We start from the raw sequence: 14,546 nt of genomic DNA on the forward strand, positions 1-14,546 counted from the left end.
GCGCGTCAGAGCAGGGCGCGGAGTTGCTCGATGCGGTCATTGACCAGCCAGCCATAATAGTTCTCTTCCGGCCAGGCCTTCTTGTTGCGCTTGCGTGCGGCGGCGAGCGATCTGGCGCGCACCTTGACGTCGCCGACATTGTAAAGCGTCGCGGTGACGCCGGGATTGTCCGAGATGTCGACGCCTGCGGTATCGCGATAGACATCGATCGACAGGCGGATGATCGCGGCCATGTAGTCGAGCGAGGAGTCGGGATCCATGATCGCCTGGTAGACCGCCGGCGCCTGGTCGGCCGTGAGCTCGGGCAGCCGGCTCTTCTGGTGCACGATATCGGTGACCATCAGGGCGGTCAGCGGATTGATCTGGCCGAGGCCGAAGGTCTGGCCGGCGAACAGCGGCTGGAAGAACACCTTCGAGAAGCGGTCGCGCGGATAGCTGACGTCGTCGACCTTCTTGCCGCGGAAGCTCGCATTCCAAACGCCTTCGCGGCAGGTCCACAGGTCATAATTGCTCTTGAAGCCGTCGCAGTCCTTGAATTCGGGCCGGGCCAGGAAGGTGTCGATCGGTTCGCCCTGATAGCCGAATACCAGTTCCTTGGTGCCGAGATAGGCCAGCGCCTTGACGTAATAGGCCTGGGCATTGTCGATCACGCCGACATTGTAGGTGTGCTCGCCGACGATCGCGCCGATCATGTGGATCGGGTCGATGCCATAACGGGCCGCCGATTTCTTGATCGCGCGGATGAGCCCGGGATCGCGCTTCAGCAGATTATAGATGCGCTGATACTTGCCCTCGAAGCTCTCCTTGGTCTCGCCGGTGCGCTTGATCGAGCTCATGTCGATCGGCGGCTGCGTCTTCGAGCGATTGCCGGGCGGAACGTCGACTGCGGCCTGCGCCGGCAGAACGAAGGCAAGGACGAGGAGAGCCGAAAGGGCTCCACTGAGGCGCGACATCGGGACGATCCGCCGTTCGGGACCAGAAACTGCGTGGCCGGGACCGCGGACGGCTGGCCGTGCGGCAGGGGCGGCTTATAACATCCAAACGGGCGCCGGCAACAGACCGGCGCCCGCCACGATGCCGTGAGCGCTAGAGAATGTAGCGCGACAGGTCGGTGTTGCGCGCAAGGTCGCCGATATGCGCCTCGATATAAGCCGCATCGACCGTCACGGTGTCGCCGCTGCGATCGGGCGCTGCAAACGAGATGTCATCGAGGATGCGCTCCATGACCGTCTGCAGGCGCCGGGCGCCGATATTCTCGATCGCCGAATTGATCTCGACGGCGATGCGGGCGATGGCGTCGATGGCATCGTCGGTGATCGCGAGCGTCAGGCCCTCGGTCGCCATCAGCGCGATATACTGCTTGATGAGACTGGCCTCGGTTTCGGTCAGGATGCGGCGGAAATCCTCTTCCTTCAGCGCCGAAAGCTCGACGCGGATCGGCAGGCGGCCCTGCAGCTCCGGCAGCAGGTCCGAAGGCTTGGCGATGTGGAAGGCGCCCGACGCGATGAACAGGATGTGATCGGTCTTCACCGGCCCATATTTCGTGGCAACGGTCGTGCCCTCGATCAGCGGCAGCAGGTCGCGCTGCACGCCCTCGCGGGAAACGTCGCCAGCCCGGCCCTCGCGGGCGCAGATCTTGTCGATCTCGTCGAGGAATACGATGCCGTCATTCTCGACGATCGCGATGGCCTCGGCGGTGATCGCGTCGCTGTCGAGCAGCTTGTCTGATTCCTCGTCGATCAGGAGCTTGTAGGAATCCTTGACCGTGACGCGGCGCGTCTTGGTCTTGCCGCCGCCGAAGGCCTTGCCGAGCATGTCGCCGATATTCATGACGCCGATCGAGGCGCCCGGCATGCCCGGAACGTCGAATTGCGGCATGCCGCCCTGGTCGCGCAGCTCGATCTCGATCTCCTTGTCGTCGAGTTCGTTGGCGCGCAGCTTCTTGCGGAAGCTCTCGCGCGTCGCCGGGCTGGAGCTCTCGCCGACCAGCGCCGTCAGCACGCGCTCCTCGGCGGAAAGATGGGCCTTCGCCTCGACATCCTTGCGGCGCGTCTCGCGGGTCAGCGCGATGCCGATCTCGACGAGGTCGCGTATGATCTGCTCGACGTCGCGGCCGACATAGCCGACCTCGGTGAACTTGGTCGCCTCGACCTTGAGGAACGGCGCATTGGCGAGCTTGGCGAGGCGGCGCGAGATCTCGGTCTTGCCGACGCCGGTCGGCCCGATCATCAGGATGTTCTTCGGCAGCACTTCCTCGCGCATCGGCCCGGTGAGCTGCTGCCGGCGCCAGCGATTGCGCAGGGCGATGGCGACCGCGCGCTTCGCGTCCTGCTGGCCGATAATGTAGCGGTCGAGCTCGGAGACGATCTCGCGGGGGGAGAAATTGGTCATGTCGGTCTCGTCTGGTTCCCGGAATCCCGCCCCATAATGAGCGCGGGACCGTAAATCGTGGTTCGTTGGTCGAGCACGCGGAACCCGGCCTTTGCATAGGCCCGGACCGCCCTTTGATTGGCGGGGTCCGGATCGGTGATGATGCGCGGCACGCCTTCCGCGAAGCGCCGCCGCGCGAATGCCTCGACCAGTCCCGGCCCGTGGCCAATACCGACGAGGTCTGCCTCGCCGATGAACTGGTCGATGCCGAGCGTACTTTGGGGCTGGTCCTGATAGGGATGATCCGCCTCCGCATGCGGATCATAGGACTGGAGATAGCCGGCCTCGCGGCCGTCGATCAGGATGAGGTAAGGACGGACAGCCGGATCGTTGATGTGGGCCGCGATCTTTTCGGTCGCGAGATCCGCCGCGTCCCACCAGGCCGCAACATACGGCGCTGACAGCCAAGCGTGGATCCGGCCGAGGTCGCGTTGCGCCAGCGGCCGGAACCCGTAGCGTTGGCTGGGGTCAGGCGGCATCGAGCTGTTCGAGCGTCACATGCGTATTGGTGTAGACGCAGATATCGGCGGCGATCGCCATCGCCTTGCGGGCGATCTGCTCGGCGCTCTGTTCGGTGTCGATCAGCGCGCGGGCCGCCGCGAGTGCATAGTTGCCGCCGGAGCCGATGCCCATGACCCCGCCCTCGGGCTCGAGAACGTCGCCTGTGCCGGTCAGTACCAGCGAGGTCGTGCGGTCGGCGACCAGCATCATCGCCTCGAGACGGCGCAGATAGCGGTCGGTGCGCCAGTCCTTGGCGAGCTCGACGCAGGCGCGCGTGAGCTGCCCCGGATATTGCTCGAGCTTGGCCTCGAGCCGCTCGAACAGCGTGAAGGCGTCGGCCGTCGAGCCGGCGAAACCGGCAATGACGCCGCCCTTGCCGAGCGGGCGCACCTTCTTGGCATTGTGCTTGATGACGGTCTGGCCGAGCGACACCTGGCCGTCGCCGGCGATCACCACCTTGCCGCCCTTGCGGACGGTGATGATCGTGGTTCCATGCCAGGCGGCATAGGGATCGTGCTCTTGCGAATGGGACATCGGAGGCTTTCGTGGCGGATCGCCTTGGTCCGTTTTGGCCCCGCGGCGATCCCTGTTGAAACGAGGCTCTTATGTAGGCCCGCCTTTTGAAGATGCAAAGGAGGGCGCCGGACGTCGATCGTCTCGGATCGCCAAGCCGGTGGCGTTCACGCGCGACGCCTGCTAAAAGCGCGCCGATCCTCGATTTTCCGGGGAAGTGAGAAGGAAGCCCTGCCGATGCGCAGCGCCACGATCGAGCGCAAGACGAAGGAAACCGAGATCAATGTGACGATCGACCTCGACGGCACCGGCCGTGGAGCGATCGCGACCGGAATCGGCTTCTTCGATCATATGCTCGACCAGCTCGCGCGCCATGGTCTGTTCGACCTCGACATCGCGGCCAGGGGCGACCTGCATATCGACCAGCATCACACCGTCGAGGATGTCGGCATCGCGCTCGGCCTTGCCTTCCGCAAGGCGCTGGGCGAAATGCGCGGCATCACGCGCTATGCCGATATGCATCTGGCGATGGACGAAGCGCTGACGCGCTGCGCCGTCGATGTGTCCGGCCGCCCCTATCTCGTCTGGAAGGTGGGCTTCACGCGTCCGAAGGTTGGCGATTTCGACACCGAGCTGTTCCGCGAGTTCTTCCAGGCCTTCGCGCAGAATGCGGCCATCACGCTGCATATCGAGAATCTCTACGGCGAGAACAACCACCACATCGCGGAAACCTGCTTCAAGGCATTGGCGCGGACATTGCGCGCGGCCGTCGCCATCGACGCCCGCCAGGATGGCCGTGTCCCTTCCACCAAGGGCAAGCTGGGCGATTGAGGCGATCATGAGAGATTACATTGTCCTCGCGCCGCCGCTTCCCGCCAGGGACGGTGCGCCCGAGGCGCTCCGCCTCGTCTTCGTCAAGGACGGCTTCTGCTGGCCGGGGCTGCTGATCACGCTGCCCTGGCTGCTTTATCGCCGCCTGTTCGTGGAAGCTGCGCTCTATGTCCTCGTTGTCGCCGGGCTCGCCTTTCTCGGCGAACGGTTCGGCGCGCCGGCAACCTTCCTGACGGCCGCGCTGCCTGTGGCGTTTGGCGTTCTTGGCAATGACCTCCGCCGCTTCGCGCTCCGCCGTCGTGGCTTTCTGCCGCGCGGGGTCGCCAGCGGCGCCAATATCGAGGAGGCCGAGATCCGCTACTTCCTCGGCCTGCCAGCGGCAGACAGCGTGCCGCTTCCTCCGCGCATTCCGCCGTCTCACCCGGCCACGATGCCAGGCCAAGCGCCGGGATCGGTGATCGGCCTGTTCCCGCAAGCGGAGGGCGCGCGATGACCATTGCCATCATCGACTATGGCGCCGGCAACCTGCACTCGGTCGGCAAGGCGCTGGAACTTGCGGTCGCCCGCAAGGGCTCCGGCGGCTCCGTCGTCGTGACGTCCGATCCGGATGTGGTTGCCACCGCAGATCACGTCGTGCTGCCCGGCGATGGCGCCTTTGCCGATTGCCGCGCCCAGCTCGACGCTGTCGACGGCATGATCGAGGCGGTCATCGAGACCATCGATCGGCGCGGGCGGCCGTTTCTCGGCATCTGTGTCGGCATGCAGCTCCTGGCGACGCGCGGCGTCGAATATGGCGTCTCGCAAGGCCTCGACCGCATTCCCGGCGAGGTTCGCCCGGTCCAGCCGGGTGATCCGGCGCTGAAGGTGCCGCATATGGGCTGGAACACGCTCGATGCGTCGGCAGGATCGCACCCGCTTCTCGCCGGCATCCCCACCGGACCGGAGGGCTGGCACGCCTATTTCCTGCATGGCTACCAGCTCTATCCGGACGATCCAGCCGATGTGATCGCGACCGCCGATTATGGCGGCCCCGTCACGGCGATCGTCGCGACCGGCACGATCGCCGGCACGCAGTTCCACCCCGAGAAGAGCCAGAAGCTCGGTCTCGCCCTCCTCGCCAACTTCCTGGACTGGCGCCCCTGATGATCCTTTTTCCCGCCATCGACCTGAAGGACGGCGCCTGCGTCCGTCTGAAGCGCGGCGCCATGGACGAGGCGACGGTGTTCAACACCGATCCTGCCGCCCAGGCGAAGCAGTTCGAGGATCAAGGCTTCGAATATCTCCATGTCGTCGATCTGAACGGCGCCTTTGCCGGCAGAGCGGTGAACGGCGCTGCTGTCGAGGCGATCCTCGGCGCGGTGACGATGCCCGTGCAGCTCGGCGGCGGCATCCGCGACCGGGCCGGCGTCGAAACCTGGCTCGACAAGGGTATCGCCCGCGTCATTCTCGGCACGATCGCGGTGCGCGATCCTGATCTCGTCCGCGAGGCGTGCCGCGCCCATCCCGGCAAGATCGCGGTCGGCATCGACGCGCGCGGCGGCCGCGTCGCGGTCGAGGGCTGGGCCGAGACGTCCGAACTCACCATGATCGAGCTTGCCCGCCGCTTCGAGGATGCCGGCGTCGCCGCCATCATCTTCACCGATATCGACCGCGACGGCGTGCTCGAAGGGCTCAACATCACCTCGACGCTGGCGCTGGCCCGCGCTGTCGGCATCCCGGTCATCGCCTCGGGCGGTCTCGCCTCGATCGCCGATATAAGCCGCCTGCTCGAGCCGGATTGCCGCATCCTGGAAGGCGCCATCTCCGGCCGCGCGCTCTATGACGGGCGGCTCGATCCCGCCGAGGCGCTGAAGCTCATCCGCGACGCGCGGAGGCTCGACAACTGATGCTCAAGACCCGCGTCATCCCCTGCCTCGACGTCAAGGACGGCCGCGTCGTCAAGGGCGTGCAGTTCATCGACCTGATCGACGCCGGCGACCCCGTCGAGGCCGCCAAGGCCTATGACGCCGCCGGTGCCGACGAACTCTGCTTCCTCGACATCACGGCGACGCACGAAAATCGCGGCACGATCCTCGATGTCGTCGCGCGCACCGCCGAGGCCTGCTTCATGCCGGTGACGGTCGGTGGCGGTGTGCGCACCGTCGAGGACATCCGCGCTCTGATGCTGGCCGGCGCCGACAAGGTGGCGATCAACAGCGCCGCCGTCTTCGATCGGACGATCGTCGCCCGGGCGGCGGAGAAGTTCGGCGCGCAGGCGATCGTCGTCTCCATCGACGCCAAGCAGACGCGCCGGCGCGGCGTCGGCGGCGACAATGAGGACCGCTGGGAGATCTTCACCCATGGCGGCCGCAAGCCGACCGGCATCGACGCCGTTGAATATGCCAAAGAGGTCGCGAAGCTCGGCGCCGGCGAAATCCTGCTCACCTCGATGGACCGCGATGGCACCCGCGACGGCTTCGATCTCGCGCTGACCCGCACCATTGCCGATATGGTCTCCGTGCCGGTCGTTGCGTCCGGCGGCGTCGGCAATCTCGATCATCTCGTCGACGGCGTGCGGATCGGCCGTGCCAGCGCCGTCCTCGCCGCGTCGATCTTCCATTTCGGGACCTTCACGCTGCAGCAGGCGAAGCACCATATGGCGGCGGCCGGCATTCCGGTCCGGCTCGACGGCTGAGGAGGCAAGCTTGTCCGATTTCACGCTCCCCGATCTCGTCGCCATCGTGCATGCCCGCGCGACCTCCGGCGATCCCGGTTCCTATACGGCGAAGCTTCTCGCCAAGGGGCCGGCCCGCGTCGCCAAGAAATTCGGCGAGGAAGCGGTCGAGGCGGTGATCGCGGCCGTCGAGGGCGATAACGCCGCCTTGACGTCCGAGGCCGCCGACATGCTCTATCATTTCGTGGTTCTCCTCGAAGCGCGCGGCATTCCGCTCGATGCCGTGATGGCCGAGCTTGCCGGGCGCACCGGCCGCACCGGGCTCGAGGAGAAGGCGTCGCGGCCGCCCGAATAGGCCGCTGGGAACAGACGATGGACAGCGCATCGCGGCCACAACTCGCCCCCCATCGCTATTTCACCCGCGAGGAATGGGCATCGCTGCGTGCCGATACGCCGCTGACGCTCGACGAAAGCGATCTCGCGCGCCTGCGCAGCCTCAACGACCCGATCTCGATCGATGAAGTCGTGAGCATCTATCTGCCGCTGTCGCGCCTGCTCAATCTCTATGTCGCGGCGACGCAGCGGCTCTACAAGGCGACGCGGACCTTTCTCGGCACGAGCGACGGGAAGACGCCCTTCATCATCGGCATTGGCGGCTCGGTCGCGGTCGGCAAATCGACCACGGCGCGCGTGCTGCGCGCGCTGCTGCAGCGCTGGCCGGATACGCCGAAGGTCGAACTCGTCACCACCGACGGCTTCCTCTATCCGAATGCCGTGCTGCAGCGCGAAGGGCTGATGGAGCGGAAGGGCTTTCCCGAAAGCTACGATCTGCCGGCGCTGCTCGCCTTCCTCTCCGACATCAAGGCTGGATCGCCGCGTGTGACGGCGCCGCTCTATTCGCATCTCGTCTACGATATCGTTCCCTCCGAGCGCGTCACCATCGATGCGCCCGACATCCTGATCGTCGAGGGCCTCAACGTGCTGCAGACGCCGCGCCTGCCGCGCGACGGCAAGGCGGTGCCGTTCGTCTCCGATTTCTTCGATTTCTCGATCTATATCGACGCGGACGAGATCGACATTCACCGCTGGTATGTGGCTCGTTTCGAGCGGCTGCGGGCCACCGCTTTCCGCGATCCGAGCTCTTATTTTCACCGCTATGCCCTCATTCCCGAAGACGAGGCGCTGGCGATCGCCGAGCGGCTCTGGTCGCGCATCAATCTCGCCAACCTCAGGGAAAACATTCTCCCGACCCGTCCGCGCGCCGATCTGATCCTCAGCAAGGGCGCCAATCACCTCATCGAGCAGGTCGCGCTGCGACGGCTCTGAAGCTCCTGGGCGAGGGGCTGGAATGCCACTCGTTCGCAGTTGCGAAGATAGGCGTTGTGGCGGTGTGGTGCGGGGTGCTAAGGGCGCGAACCCCCACGTGATGCGGATACGCGCAATGCCGGTACGGATGGATAAGGTGACGTTCGTCGCCTTCAGCTCGATCGTCATCGCCTTGCTGGTGATGGGCCTCAAATATGCGGCCTATCTTGCCACGGGCAGCGTCGCGCTGTTCTCCGATGCGCTCGAAAGCATCGTCAATCTGGTGACGGCGCTCGCTGCGTTCTGGGCGATCCAGGTGAGCCGCAAGCCGGCCGACACCGACCACCAGTTCGGTCATCACAAGGCTGAGTATTTCGCTGCGGTGCTGGAGGGCGTTCTGATCGTCGTCGCGGCCCTCCTGATCGCCCGCCAGGCCTGGATCTCGTTCAACCTCAACCTGGCGCCAGAAAACACGCTGCACGGCCTCGCCATCAATGCGGTCGCGACGGCGGTCAACGGCGCCTGGGCGATGTATCTGTTCCGCTTCGGGCGCCGCCGCCGCTCGCCGGCCTTCATCGCGGAGGCATGGCACTTGACCAGCGATGTCGTCAGCTCGGTCGGCGTTATCATCGGACTGGTTCTCGTCGTGATCACGGGCTGGACCGTGCTCGATCCGCTGGTCGCCGTCATCGTTGCCGTCAACATCCTGTGGTCGGGCTGGAAGGTCATTCGCGATTCGGTCAGCGGCCTGATGGATGAGGCGGTGTCGCGCTCCGTCGATACGGAAATCCGTTCCATCATCGCCGCCGAGGCCGAGGGGGCGATCGAGGTGCATGATCTCAGGACCCGCAGCGCCGGCCGTGCTACCTTCATCGAGTTCCATCTCGTCGTTCCCGGTGCGATGTCCGTGGCCTCGGCCCATGCCATCTGCGACCGGATTGAAGTGGCACTGATGAAGGCAGTTGAAGGGGCGGAGGTCTCCATTCATGTCGAGCCCGAAGCCGAGGCCCAGCATCACGGCGTGCTCGTGCTTTAGGGCGCCGGCGCCCTGCGACTTGATTTTCGAGGCGCGAGCGCTGATATCGGGCGCAAAATGATGACCAGTCACGAAAGCGAGACGCCGCAATGACCAATGATCCGCAGACGACGCCGGAGACCGAGGCGGCCGTCGATCAGCCCGAGGGCGATGTCGCAGCCGAGGCGCGCATCGAGGCTCTGGAAGCCGAGAACGCGGAGATGAAGGACCGGGTGCTCCGCACCATGGCCGAGATGGAGAATCTCCGCCGCCGTACCGAGCGCCAGATCGCCGAGACCCGCCAATATGCCATCGCGGCCTTCGCGCGCGACATGCTGACGGCCGGCGACAATCTGGCCCGCGCGCTCGAGGCGGTGCCAGACGAGGCACGCGGTGCCGAGGCGATGAAGACGCTGATCGAGGGCGTCGAGATGACCGAGCGCGATCTCCTCAATTCGCTTGAGAAGCATGGTGTGAAGAAGCTCGATCCGCTCGGCCAGAAATTCGATCCCAACCTGCATCAGGCGATCTTCGAGGTTCCGACCGACGCGCAGCCCTCGGGCACTGTGATGCAAGTGATGCAGTCGGGCTACGTCATCGGCGAGCGGGTGCTCCGTCCCGCCATGGTCGGCGTCGCCAAGGGCGCGCCCCGCCAGAAGGACTCTTCGGACGCGCCGGGCGCCGGCCAGTCCGGCTGACAGAGATGGGCCTGGATGTCTCCTTGCTCCAGGCCCTCGATTCGATCGGCGTCGTCGTCTTCGCCGTCACGGGTGCGCTTGCCGCCTCGCGCAAGGAACTGGATCTCGTCGGTTTCGTCTTCCTGGCGGCGATCACCGGCGTTGGTGGCGGCACGCTGCGCGACGTCATTCTCGGCGAGACGCCGGTCTTCTGGATCCGCGAGCCACAGCCGGTCATTCTCTGCGCGCTCTCGGGCGTCGCTGTCTTCTTCGTCGCCCCTTTCGTCGAATATCGCTATCAGGCGCTGCTCTGGGCCGATGCCATCGGCATTTCCGGCTATTGCGTCATGGGCGCGTCCCGCGCGCTCGATGCCGGCGCGAGCCCCGTCAGTGCGGTCGTCATGGGGGTCATGACAGCCTCCTTCGGCGGCATCATCCGCGATGTCATCGCCGGCGAGCCGTCCGTGCTTCTGCGCAAGGAAATCTATGTCACGGCGACGCTGGTCGGCGCGACATTGTTCGTGCTCGCCGACCGGTCGGGCATGCCGTTCTGGCCGGCCGCGTTCCTTGGCGGCTTTGCTGCGTTCGGTGTCCGCGCCGGGGCGCTCCGCTTCGGCTGGACCTTGCCGACCTATCGCTCGCGCCCGGGCCGCGAATTCCCGCCGCGCTGAGGCTCACGCGGCGTAGCGCGTCGCGTCAATGCCGTAGTGATTCACATAGCGCTCATTGATGGCGCTCACCGGCAAGACGATCATCACGTCGGTCGTGCCGAACTGCCGATCGACGACCGCCCCGTCGCCAACATAGGCACCGATCCGAAGATAGCCCTTCAGTAGCGGCGGAAGCATATGCAACGCGGCCCTGGCATCGATCGCCTCGGCTGGGACACGGTCCATCGCCACCCGTCGGCCGGGCAGGGCGCCGACCTGCCAGTCGCCCGGCGCGCGGGCATGGTGGTGCAGGAAGGCCAGCGGCAGCGCGAGGCAGTCCGGATCCGTTCCTTCGAGCGACGCGCAGCCGATCATCACGTCGATGCCGTGCCGACGCACATAGCTCCAGATGCCGTGCCAGAGCAGTTCCACCGTCCGCTTGGTGCGATAGGGGCGCAGCACGCAGGAGCGCCCGAGTTCCAGGAAGCTGAGGCCGCTGTGCCGCTCGATCAGCGGCGCGACGTCGAACTCGTTCGCCGAATAGAAGCCGGAGAAGCGCTGCGCCACATCCTGTCGCAGCAGGCGATAGGTGCCGACGATGGCCGCCTCGCCCGATTTGGTGATCGTATCGTGGTCGATGACGAGCAGATGATCGCAGATGGCGTCGAACGCATCGCGATCACGCCGCGAAACCTGTGTCTGGATGTCGGGGATCGCCGACATCTCCTCATAGAAGACCTTGTAGCGCAGCTTCTGCGCCTTCTTCACTTCGCGCGGGCTGACCGCAAGGCGCACCTCGAGCGCGCCGATCCGGCCAAGCGGCGGCGGCGACAACGGAGCCGGCAAAAGACCTCGCGGCATCGTCTGTTTGAGCCCATGCAACATGCGCCGGGAAAGGTCCGGCAGCGTGGAAAACGGCTCCGGAAACGGCCGCATCTTTGGCCGCGCCCCGCTTTCCGCCCGCTTCAGCATAGCATGATCTCCCATGACGCGGCTCGGCGGCAGGTCCAGGATCGGATCGCCGGCAACGATCGACGCTATAGATCACGGAATTCATGCAGTTTGGTGACGGGGATCCGGCTGGATGCTTCGCCTGCTCAGCGCCTCCTCGAAGGCGCGTGAGAGCCGTTCCGCGGAAATGGGCTTCTCGAGAAAGATGTCGGCGCCGACATCGAGCGCGGCCGCTCTCGTGGCGAGATCGCTACGTCCCGAAGTCGCGATCAGAGCGGGCCGCGACCGCCCGGCGGCCGACGTGGCGAAGGCGCGGATGAGGTCGAGCCCGTCGCCATCGCCGAGCTTCAGATCGACCAGCACGACGTCGGGCGGATCGGCGAGTCGAGCCCTGGCTGCCGCCAGCGTCCGCACGTCGCTCACCTCATGGCCGAGCCGCTCCAGCACCGCACGCGCCAGCAATGCCGAGACCGGGTCATCCTCGACCACCAGCACATCGAGTGGCCGAGCCCCGCGCGGCTCTGGCAATGCCTGGCCGGGTCCGTCTGCCGGATCCGCAATGAAGCCGGCCGGGCGGCGGATCGCTTCCGCGACCACGGCGATCAGCGAGCGACGGCGCACCGGGCGGATCAGATAGGCATCGAAGCCGTCATCCCGGAGCGCATCGACGGCTCGCCGTTCACGCGCTTCAACCATGATGCCCACCGCCAACGGGCCGCCGGCGGCATTGCGCAACCGCTTCAGCGCCGCCCGCGCGTCGCCGGTCATGCGGGCGTCGGCGAGAACCATGCGATAGGGTTGACCGGCGGCCACCGCGGCGCCGACGAGGCCGGCCGCCTCGGCGAGGCTGCCGACAAGGCGGGCTTCTGCACCGGCCTGCTCCAGCGCTGCTCCCAGGGCGTCCCGCTCGAGCCCGGGCGGGGTGACCAGCAGCACGTCCTGGCCATCGAGGGGCCGCGTCGCGCGAGGCGGATGGCTGAGTGCCGGCAAAGTGAGCGTGAAATGAAAGACGGCGCCGCCACCGGCGCGCGCCTCCAGCGCGATTTGGCCGCCCATCCGCGAAACGATCTGCTGTGAGATGGCGAGCCCGAGGCCGAGGCCCGAACCATCAACCCGCGCCCGCTCGAAGCTGCCGAAGATCCGGTCGCGGTCGGCGCCTTCGACGCCGGGTCCGCTGTCATGCACGGCAAAGGCGAGGGCGATGCCACGGTCAGCGATCGTATCGGCCGGATCGACGGCGAGCAACACGGAGCCGTGCTCGGTCGCCGCGATCGCATTCGTCACGAGATTGATCAGGATTTGGCGAAGCCGGCCGGAATCGACCATGACCGGCGGCAGGTCAGGGGCAACGCGCGTGCCGATGCCGATGCCGCGCGCCTGCGCCAGCGGGGCCAGCAGTTCGGCGATGTCCTCGACCAGCGCCTCGATCTCGACGGATGTTGCGGCGAGCGTGAACTGGCCGGTCGCGATGCGCGAGGCATCGAGCAGATCATCCACCAGCCGGGCGAGCGCGCCGGCCGACTGACTGACCGCGCTGACATAGGAGCGCTGCTCGGCCGAGAGGTTCGTGCCGGCGAGCAGATCGACCAGCGCCAGCACGCCATGCAGCGGCGCCCGCATCTCATGGCTTACGGTCGCGATCGGGATAACCGCCTCGGCGGCCTTTTGAGAGCCGGCGTCGCTCAGTTCCCAGGAGAGATCCTGCAGCGTCTCGAGCCGCTCGGCGAGCGCCCTTCGGACGCGCCGTTCGGCATGGAGCTGCAGCCAAAGCGTGCCGATGCCGCCCAGAGCCAGGAACAACCCAGCAGCAATGAAATAATTCGCCCCGTTCGCGGGTTCGGCAAAACCGGCCGCCAGTGCGACCATTGCAGACAGCCCGGCGCCGACCGCGAGCAGCGTTGCTGCCAGAGGTTGTGGCACGGGTGACGCGACGACATCGCGGAGCGGATCAGCGGACATCGGATTTGCCCCTCGGGTGCGCAGGCGCGCGGCAGCTGCACTCTAGGGCGGCTTGATTGCGAAACCCTTGCTATCCGCGAGTCGGTCAACCCCCTGCCGCTATTGGCGGCACGACGCTTACGCTCCGCATGACGGCTCGTTCGAGGCGCGTGAGCCGAAGTCGCGGGTGGCAACCTGAGATGCGTCAAACGAGGTAAGCAGGACTACGGGAATACAACTTACTATTGCAGGGTAGGGATGAAACGTGGTACACCCTATGTTACAAACAATCGGTGTTGCCTGCACGGGGGTGTTACGGTTGTCCCACAAGAAATTTCACGAAATTAATGACCTGCCGGCGCTTCGAGGGATCCAGCGTTCGAAAGTCCGCGATCAATTCCTGCGTTTCGAAGTTCTCGTCAGGTCGCGATTCAAGCAATAGCGCCGTCGGTACGTTCAGCGCCCGCGAGACAGCTTCAAGCACAGCCTGCGAATAGGGTTGTTCTCCCTTTTCAATTCGACCAAGACTTGCGTGCGAAATCACAGGCTCTCCACCGGGGTGTGAGGCCGTCATAGACGATAGCTTGCGGAGCGACAGCCCTCGTGAGAGGCGCCACTCGCGGATAAACGTCCTGCCATAGGTGCCGTCTGCCATGCCGGAACGATAGTCCGAAAAAGCAAATGTATGGTCTCATCCATTGTGACAATTCATCTAAATCCACTGTCACAACCGGCGTAACATTCCTCCTTCTGAGGGGGGTTATTGGGCTTCAGCATGCAGAATATTCCCCCTGCGCCGATGGACGAGGTAGATCTGGTTCAACGTCCCCGGCAACTTGCGCAGCAAGACGCGACGAAGCTGTCGGCCGTCGAAGAGGCAACCAAACGGGAAATTGATCGGGCCAATGCCCGTCTGGCGATCGCCGAAGAGATCATGCGGCGCTATCCAGATGAATTCGAACAGCAAGGCTCGACGCGGCTACTTGGCGTTGCCATCGCGGTTCTGGCATTTGGCGTCGTCGCCGCGCTTATCCTGAAGGCAGAAGGCCTCTGGTTCGCCCTCGGCTTCTAGATCGCGCCAG

The 14,546-nt window shown here is 65.7% G+C and carries 17 protein-coding genes and 1 pseudogene; 11 read left to right on the top strand and 7 right to left on the bottom strand.

What is annotated here, in order from left to right; translation table 11 throughout:
- Positions 1-5: 5 nt before the first annotated feature.
- The 4 genes from LB518_RS17150 to hslV all read right to left on the bottom strand — a co-directional run bounded on the left by LB518_RS17150 (position 6) and on the right by hslV (position 3,465).
- Positions 6-953, bottom strand: coding sequence for a DUF1402 family protein (locus LB518_RS17150; protein ID WP_224578790.1), 948 nt, complete (start codon positions 951-953; stop codon positions 6-8).
- 133 nt (positions 954-1,086) lie between these two features.
- Entirely contained in the window at positions 1,087-2,391 is a 1,305-nt protein-coding gene (gene hslU / locus LB518_RS17155) for an ATP-dependent protease ATPase subunit HslU (RefSeq protein WP_224578792.1), read from the bottom strand.
- A complete protein-coding gene (locus tag LB518_RS17160; protein ID WP_224578793.1) occupies positions 2,388-2,909 on the bottom strand; it encodes a GNAT family N-acetyltransferase in 522 nt (173 codons plus the stop codon). Before LB518_RS17160 ends, hslU begins: the two co-directional genes overlap by 4 nt.
- Positions 2,899-3,465, bottom strand: coding sequence for an ATP-dependent protease subunit HslV (gene hslV / locus LB518_RS17165; protein ID WP_224578795.1), 567 nt, complete (start codon positions 3,463-3,465; stop codon positions 2,899-2,901). The genes LB518_RS17160 and hslV overlap by 11 nt, the downstream gene beginning before the upstream one ends.
- Positions 3,466-3,681: 216 nt before the next feature.
- Here hslV and hisB point away from each other — a divergent pair, with 216 nt between their 5' ends.
- From hisB to LB518_RS17215, 10 genes and pseudogenes are all read left to right on the top strand, one after another.
- The gene (gene hisB / locus LB518_RS17170) at positions 3,682-4,275 is read left to right on the top strand and encodes an imidazoleglycerol-phosphate dehydratase HisB (RefSeq protein ID WP_224578797.1); all 594 of its coding nucleotides are present in this window, start codon (positions 3,682-3,684) and stop codon (positions 4,273-4,275) included.
- A gap of 7 nt (positions 4,276-4,282) precedes the next feature.
- Complete coding sequence (locus LB518_RS17175) at positions 4,283-4,768, top strand: DUF2628 domain-containing protein (RefSeq protein WP_224578798.1); 486 nt, start codon at positions 4,283-4,285, stop codon at positions 4,766-4,768.
- Positions 4,765-5,418, top strand: a complete 654-nt coding sequence (gene hisH, locus LB518_RS17180) for an imidazole glycerol phosphate synthase subunit HisH (protein ID WP_224578800.1) — start codon at positions 4,765-4,767, stop codon at positions 5,416-5,418. The genes LB518_RS17175 and hisH overlap by 4 nt, the downstream gene beginning before the upstream one ends.
- The gene (gene hisA, locus LB518_RS17185; protein WP_224578802.1) at positions 5,418-6,161 is read left to right on the top strand and encodes a 1-(5-phosphoribosyl)-5-[(5-phosphoribosylamino)methylideneamino]imidazole-4-carboxamide isomerase; all 744 of its coding nucleotides are present in this window, start codon (positions 5,418-5,420) and stop codon (positions 6,159-6,161) included. Before hisH ends, hisA begins: the two co-directional genes overlap by 1 nt.
- Positions 6,161-6,949, top strand: a complete 789-nt coding sequence (hisF, locus tag LB518_RS17190) for an imidazole glycerol phosphate synthase subunit HisF (protein WP_224578804.1) — start codon at positions 6,161-6,163, stop codon at positions 6,947-6,949. The genes hisA and hisF overlap by 1 nt, the downstream gene beginning before the upstream one ends.
- 10 nt (positions 6,950-6,959) lie before the next feature.
- A complete protein-coding gene (locus LB518_RS17195; protein ID WP_073053189.1) occupies positions 6,960-7,283 on the top strand; it encodes a phosphoribosyl-ATP diphosphatase in 324 nt (107 codons plus the stop codon).
- 17 nt (positions 7,284-7,300) lie between these two features.
- Positions 7,301-8,254, top strand: a complete 954-nt coding sequence (coaA, locus tag LB518_RS17200; protein WP_224578806.1) for a type I pantothenate kinase — start codon at positions 7,301-7,303, stop codon at positions 8,252-8,254.
- 115 nt (positions 8,255-8,369) lie between these two features.
- Complete coding sequence (locus LB518_RS17205) at positions 8,370-9,269, top strand: cation diffusion facilitator family transporter (RefSeq protein WP_224578808.1); 900 nt, start codon at positions 8,370-8,372, stop codon at positions 9,267-9,269.
- A 62-nt stretch (positions 9,270-9,331) separates the two neighbouring features.
- Positions 9,332-9,946: pseudogene (gene grpE, locus LB518_RS17210) on the top strand (nucleotide exchange factor GrpE); the annotation flags it as partial.
- Positions 9,947-9,951: 5 nt separating this feature from the next.
- The gene (locus LB518_RS17215) at positions 9,952-10,596 is read left to right on the top strand and encodes a trimeric intracellular cation channel family protein (RefSeq protein WP_224578812.1); all 645 of its coding nucleotides are present in this window, start codon (positions 9,952-9,954) and stop codon (positions 10,594-10,596) included.
- A gap of 3 nt (positions 10,597-10,599) precedes the next feature.
- Here the strand turns inward: LB518_RS17215 and olsB are convergent, their stop codons facing one another.
- From olsB to LB518_RS17230, 3 genes are all read right to left on the bottom strand, one after another.
- On the bottom strand, positions 10,600-11,460 hold the full coding sequence (gene olsB, locus LB518_RS17220; RefSeq protein ID WP_502845847.1) for a l-ornithine N(alpha)-acyltransferase: 861 nt from the start codon (positions 11,458-11,460) through the stop codon (positions 10,600-10,602).
- A 168-nt stretch (positions 11,461-11,628) separates the two neighbouring features.
- The gene (locus tag LB518_RS17225; protein WP_224578814.1) at positions 11,629-13,485 is read right to left on the bottom strand and encodes an ATP-binding protein; all 1,857 of its coding nucleotides are present in this window, start codon (positions 13,483-13,485) and stop codon (positions 11,629-11,631) included.
- A 292-nt stretch (positions 13,486-13,777) separates the two neighbouring features.
- Complete coding sequence (locus LB518_RS17230; protein ID WP_224578817.1) at positions 13,778-14,119, bottom strand: helix-turn-helix domain-containing protein; 342 nt, start codon at positions 14,117-14,119, stop codon at positions 13,778-13,780.
- Between the two features lie 120 nt (positions 14,120-14,239).
- Between LB518_RS17230 and LB518_RS17235 the strand changes: the two genes are divergently transcribed.
- Complete coding sequence (locus LB518_RS17235; protein WP_224578819.1) at positions 14,240-14,536, top strand: hypothetical protein; 297 nt, start codon at positions 14,240-14,242, stop codon at positions 14,534-14,536.
- Positions 14,537-14,546 lie beyond the last annotated feature (10 nt).

It is taken from the genome of Mesorhizobium sp. BR1-1-16 (assembly GCF_020165495.1).
Classification (GTDB): domain Bacteria; phylum Pseudomonadota; class Alphaproteobacteria; order Rhizobiales; family Kaistiaceae; genus Kaistia.

Bases quoted from the DNA above. Each gene is read 5' to 3' on its own strand.
- LB518_RS17150 (WP_224578790.1), bottom strand. From the start codon at position 953: ATGTCGCGCCTCAGTGGAGCCCTTTCGGCTCTCCTCGTCCTTGCCTTC.
- hslU (WP_224578792.1), bottom strand. From the start codon at position 2,391: ATGACCAATTTCTCCCCCCGCGAGATCGTCTCCGAGCTCGACCGCTAC.
- LB518_RS17160 (WP_224578793.1), bottom strand. From the start codon at position 2,909: ATGCCGCCTGACCCCAGCCAACGCTACGGGTTCCGGCCGCTGGCGCAA.
- hslV (WP_224578795.1), bottom strand. From the start codon at position 3,465: ATGTCCCATTCGCAAGAGCACGATCCCTATGCCGCCTGGCATGGAACC.
- hisB (WP_224578797.1), top strand. From the start codon at position 3,682: ATGCGCAGCGCCACGATCGAGCGCAAGACGAAGGAAACCGAGATCAAT.
- LB518_RS17175 (WP_224578798.1), top strand. From the start codon at position 4,283: ATGAGAGATTACATTGTCCTCGCGCCGCCGCTTCCCGCCAGGGACGGT.
- hisH (WP_224578800.1), top strand. From the start codon at position 4,765: ATGACCATTGCCATCATCGACTATGGCGCCGGCAACCTGCACTCGGTC.
- hisA (WP_224578802.1), top strand. From the start codon at position 5,418: ATGATCCTTTTTCCCGCCATCGACCTGAAGGACGGCGCCTGCGTCCGT.
- hisF (WP_224578804.1), top strand. From the start codon at position 6,161: ATGCTCAAGACCCGCGTCATCCCCTGCCTCGACGTCAAGGACGGCCGC.
- coaA (WP_224578806.1), top strand. From the start codon at position 7,301: ATGGACAGCGCATCGCGGCCACAACTCGCCCCCCATCGCTATTTCACC.
- LB518_RS17205 (WP_224578808.1), top strand. From the start codon at position 8,370: ATGCCGGTACGGATGGATAAGGTGACGTTCGTCGCCTTCAGCTCGATC.
- LB518_RS17215 (WP_224578812.1), top strand. From the start codon at position 9,952: ATGGGCCTGGATGTCTCCTTGCTCCAGGCCCTCGATTCGATCGGCGTC.
- olsB (WP_502845847.1), bottom strand. From the start codon at position 11,460: ATGTTGCATGGGCTCAAACAGACGATGCCGCGAGGTCTTTTGCCGGCT.
- LB518_RS17225 (WP_224578814.1), bottom strand. From the start codon at position 13,485: ATGTCCGCTGATCCGCTCCGCGATGTCGTCGCGTCACCCGTGCCACAA.
- LB518_RS17230 (WP_224578817.1), bottom strand. From the start codon at position 14,119: ATGGCAGACGGCACCTATGGCAGGACGTTTATCCGCGAGTGGCGCCTC.
- LB518_RS17235 (WP_224578819.1), top strand. From the start codon at position 14,240: ATGCAGAATATTCCCCCTGCGCCGATGGACGAGGTAGATCTGGTTCAA.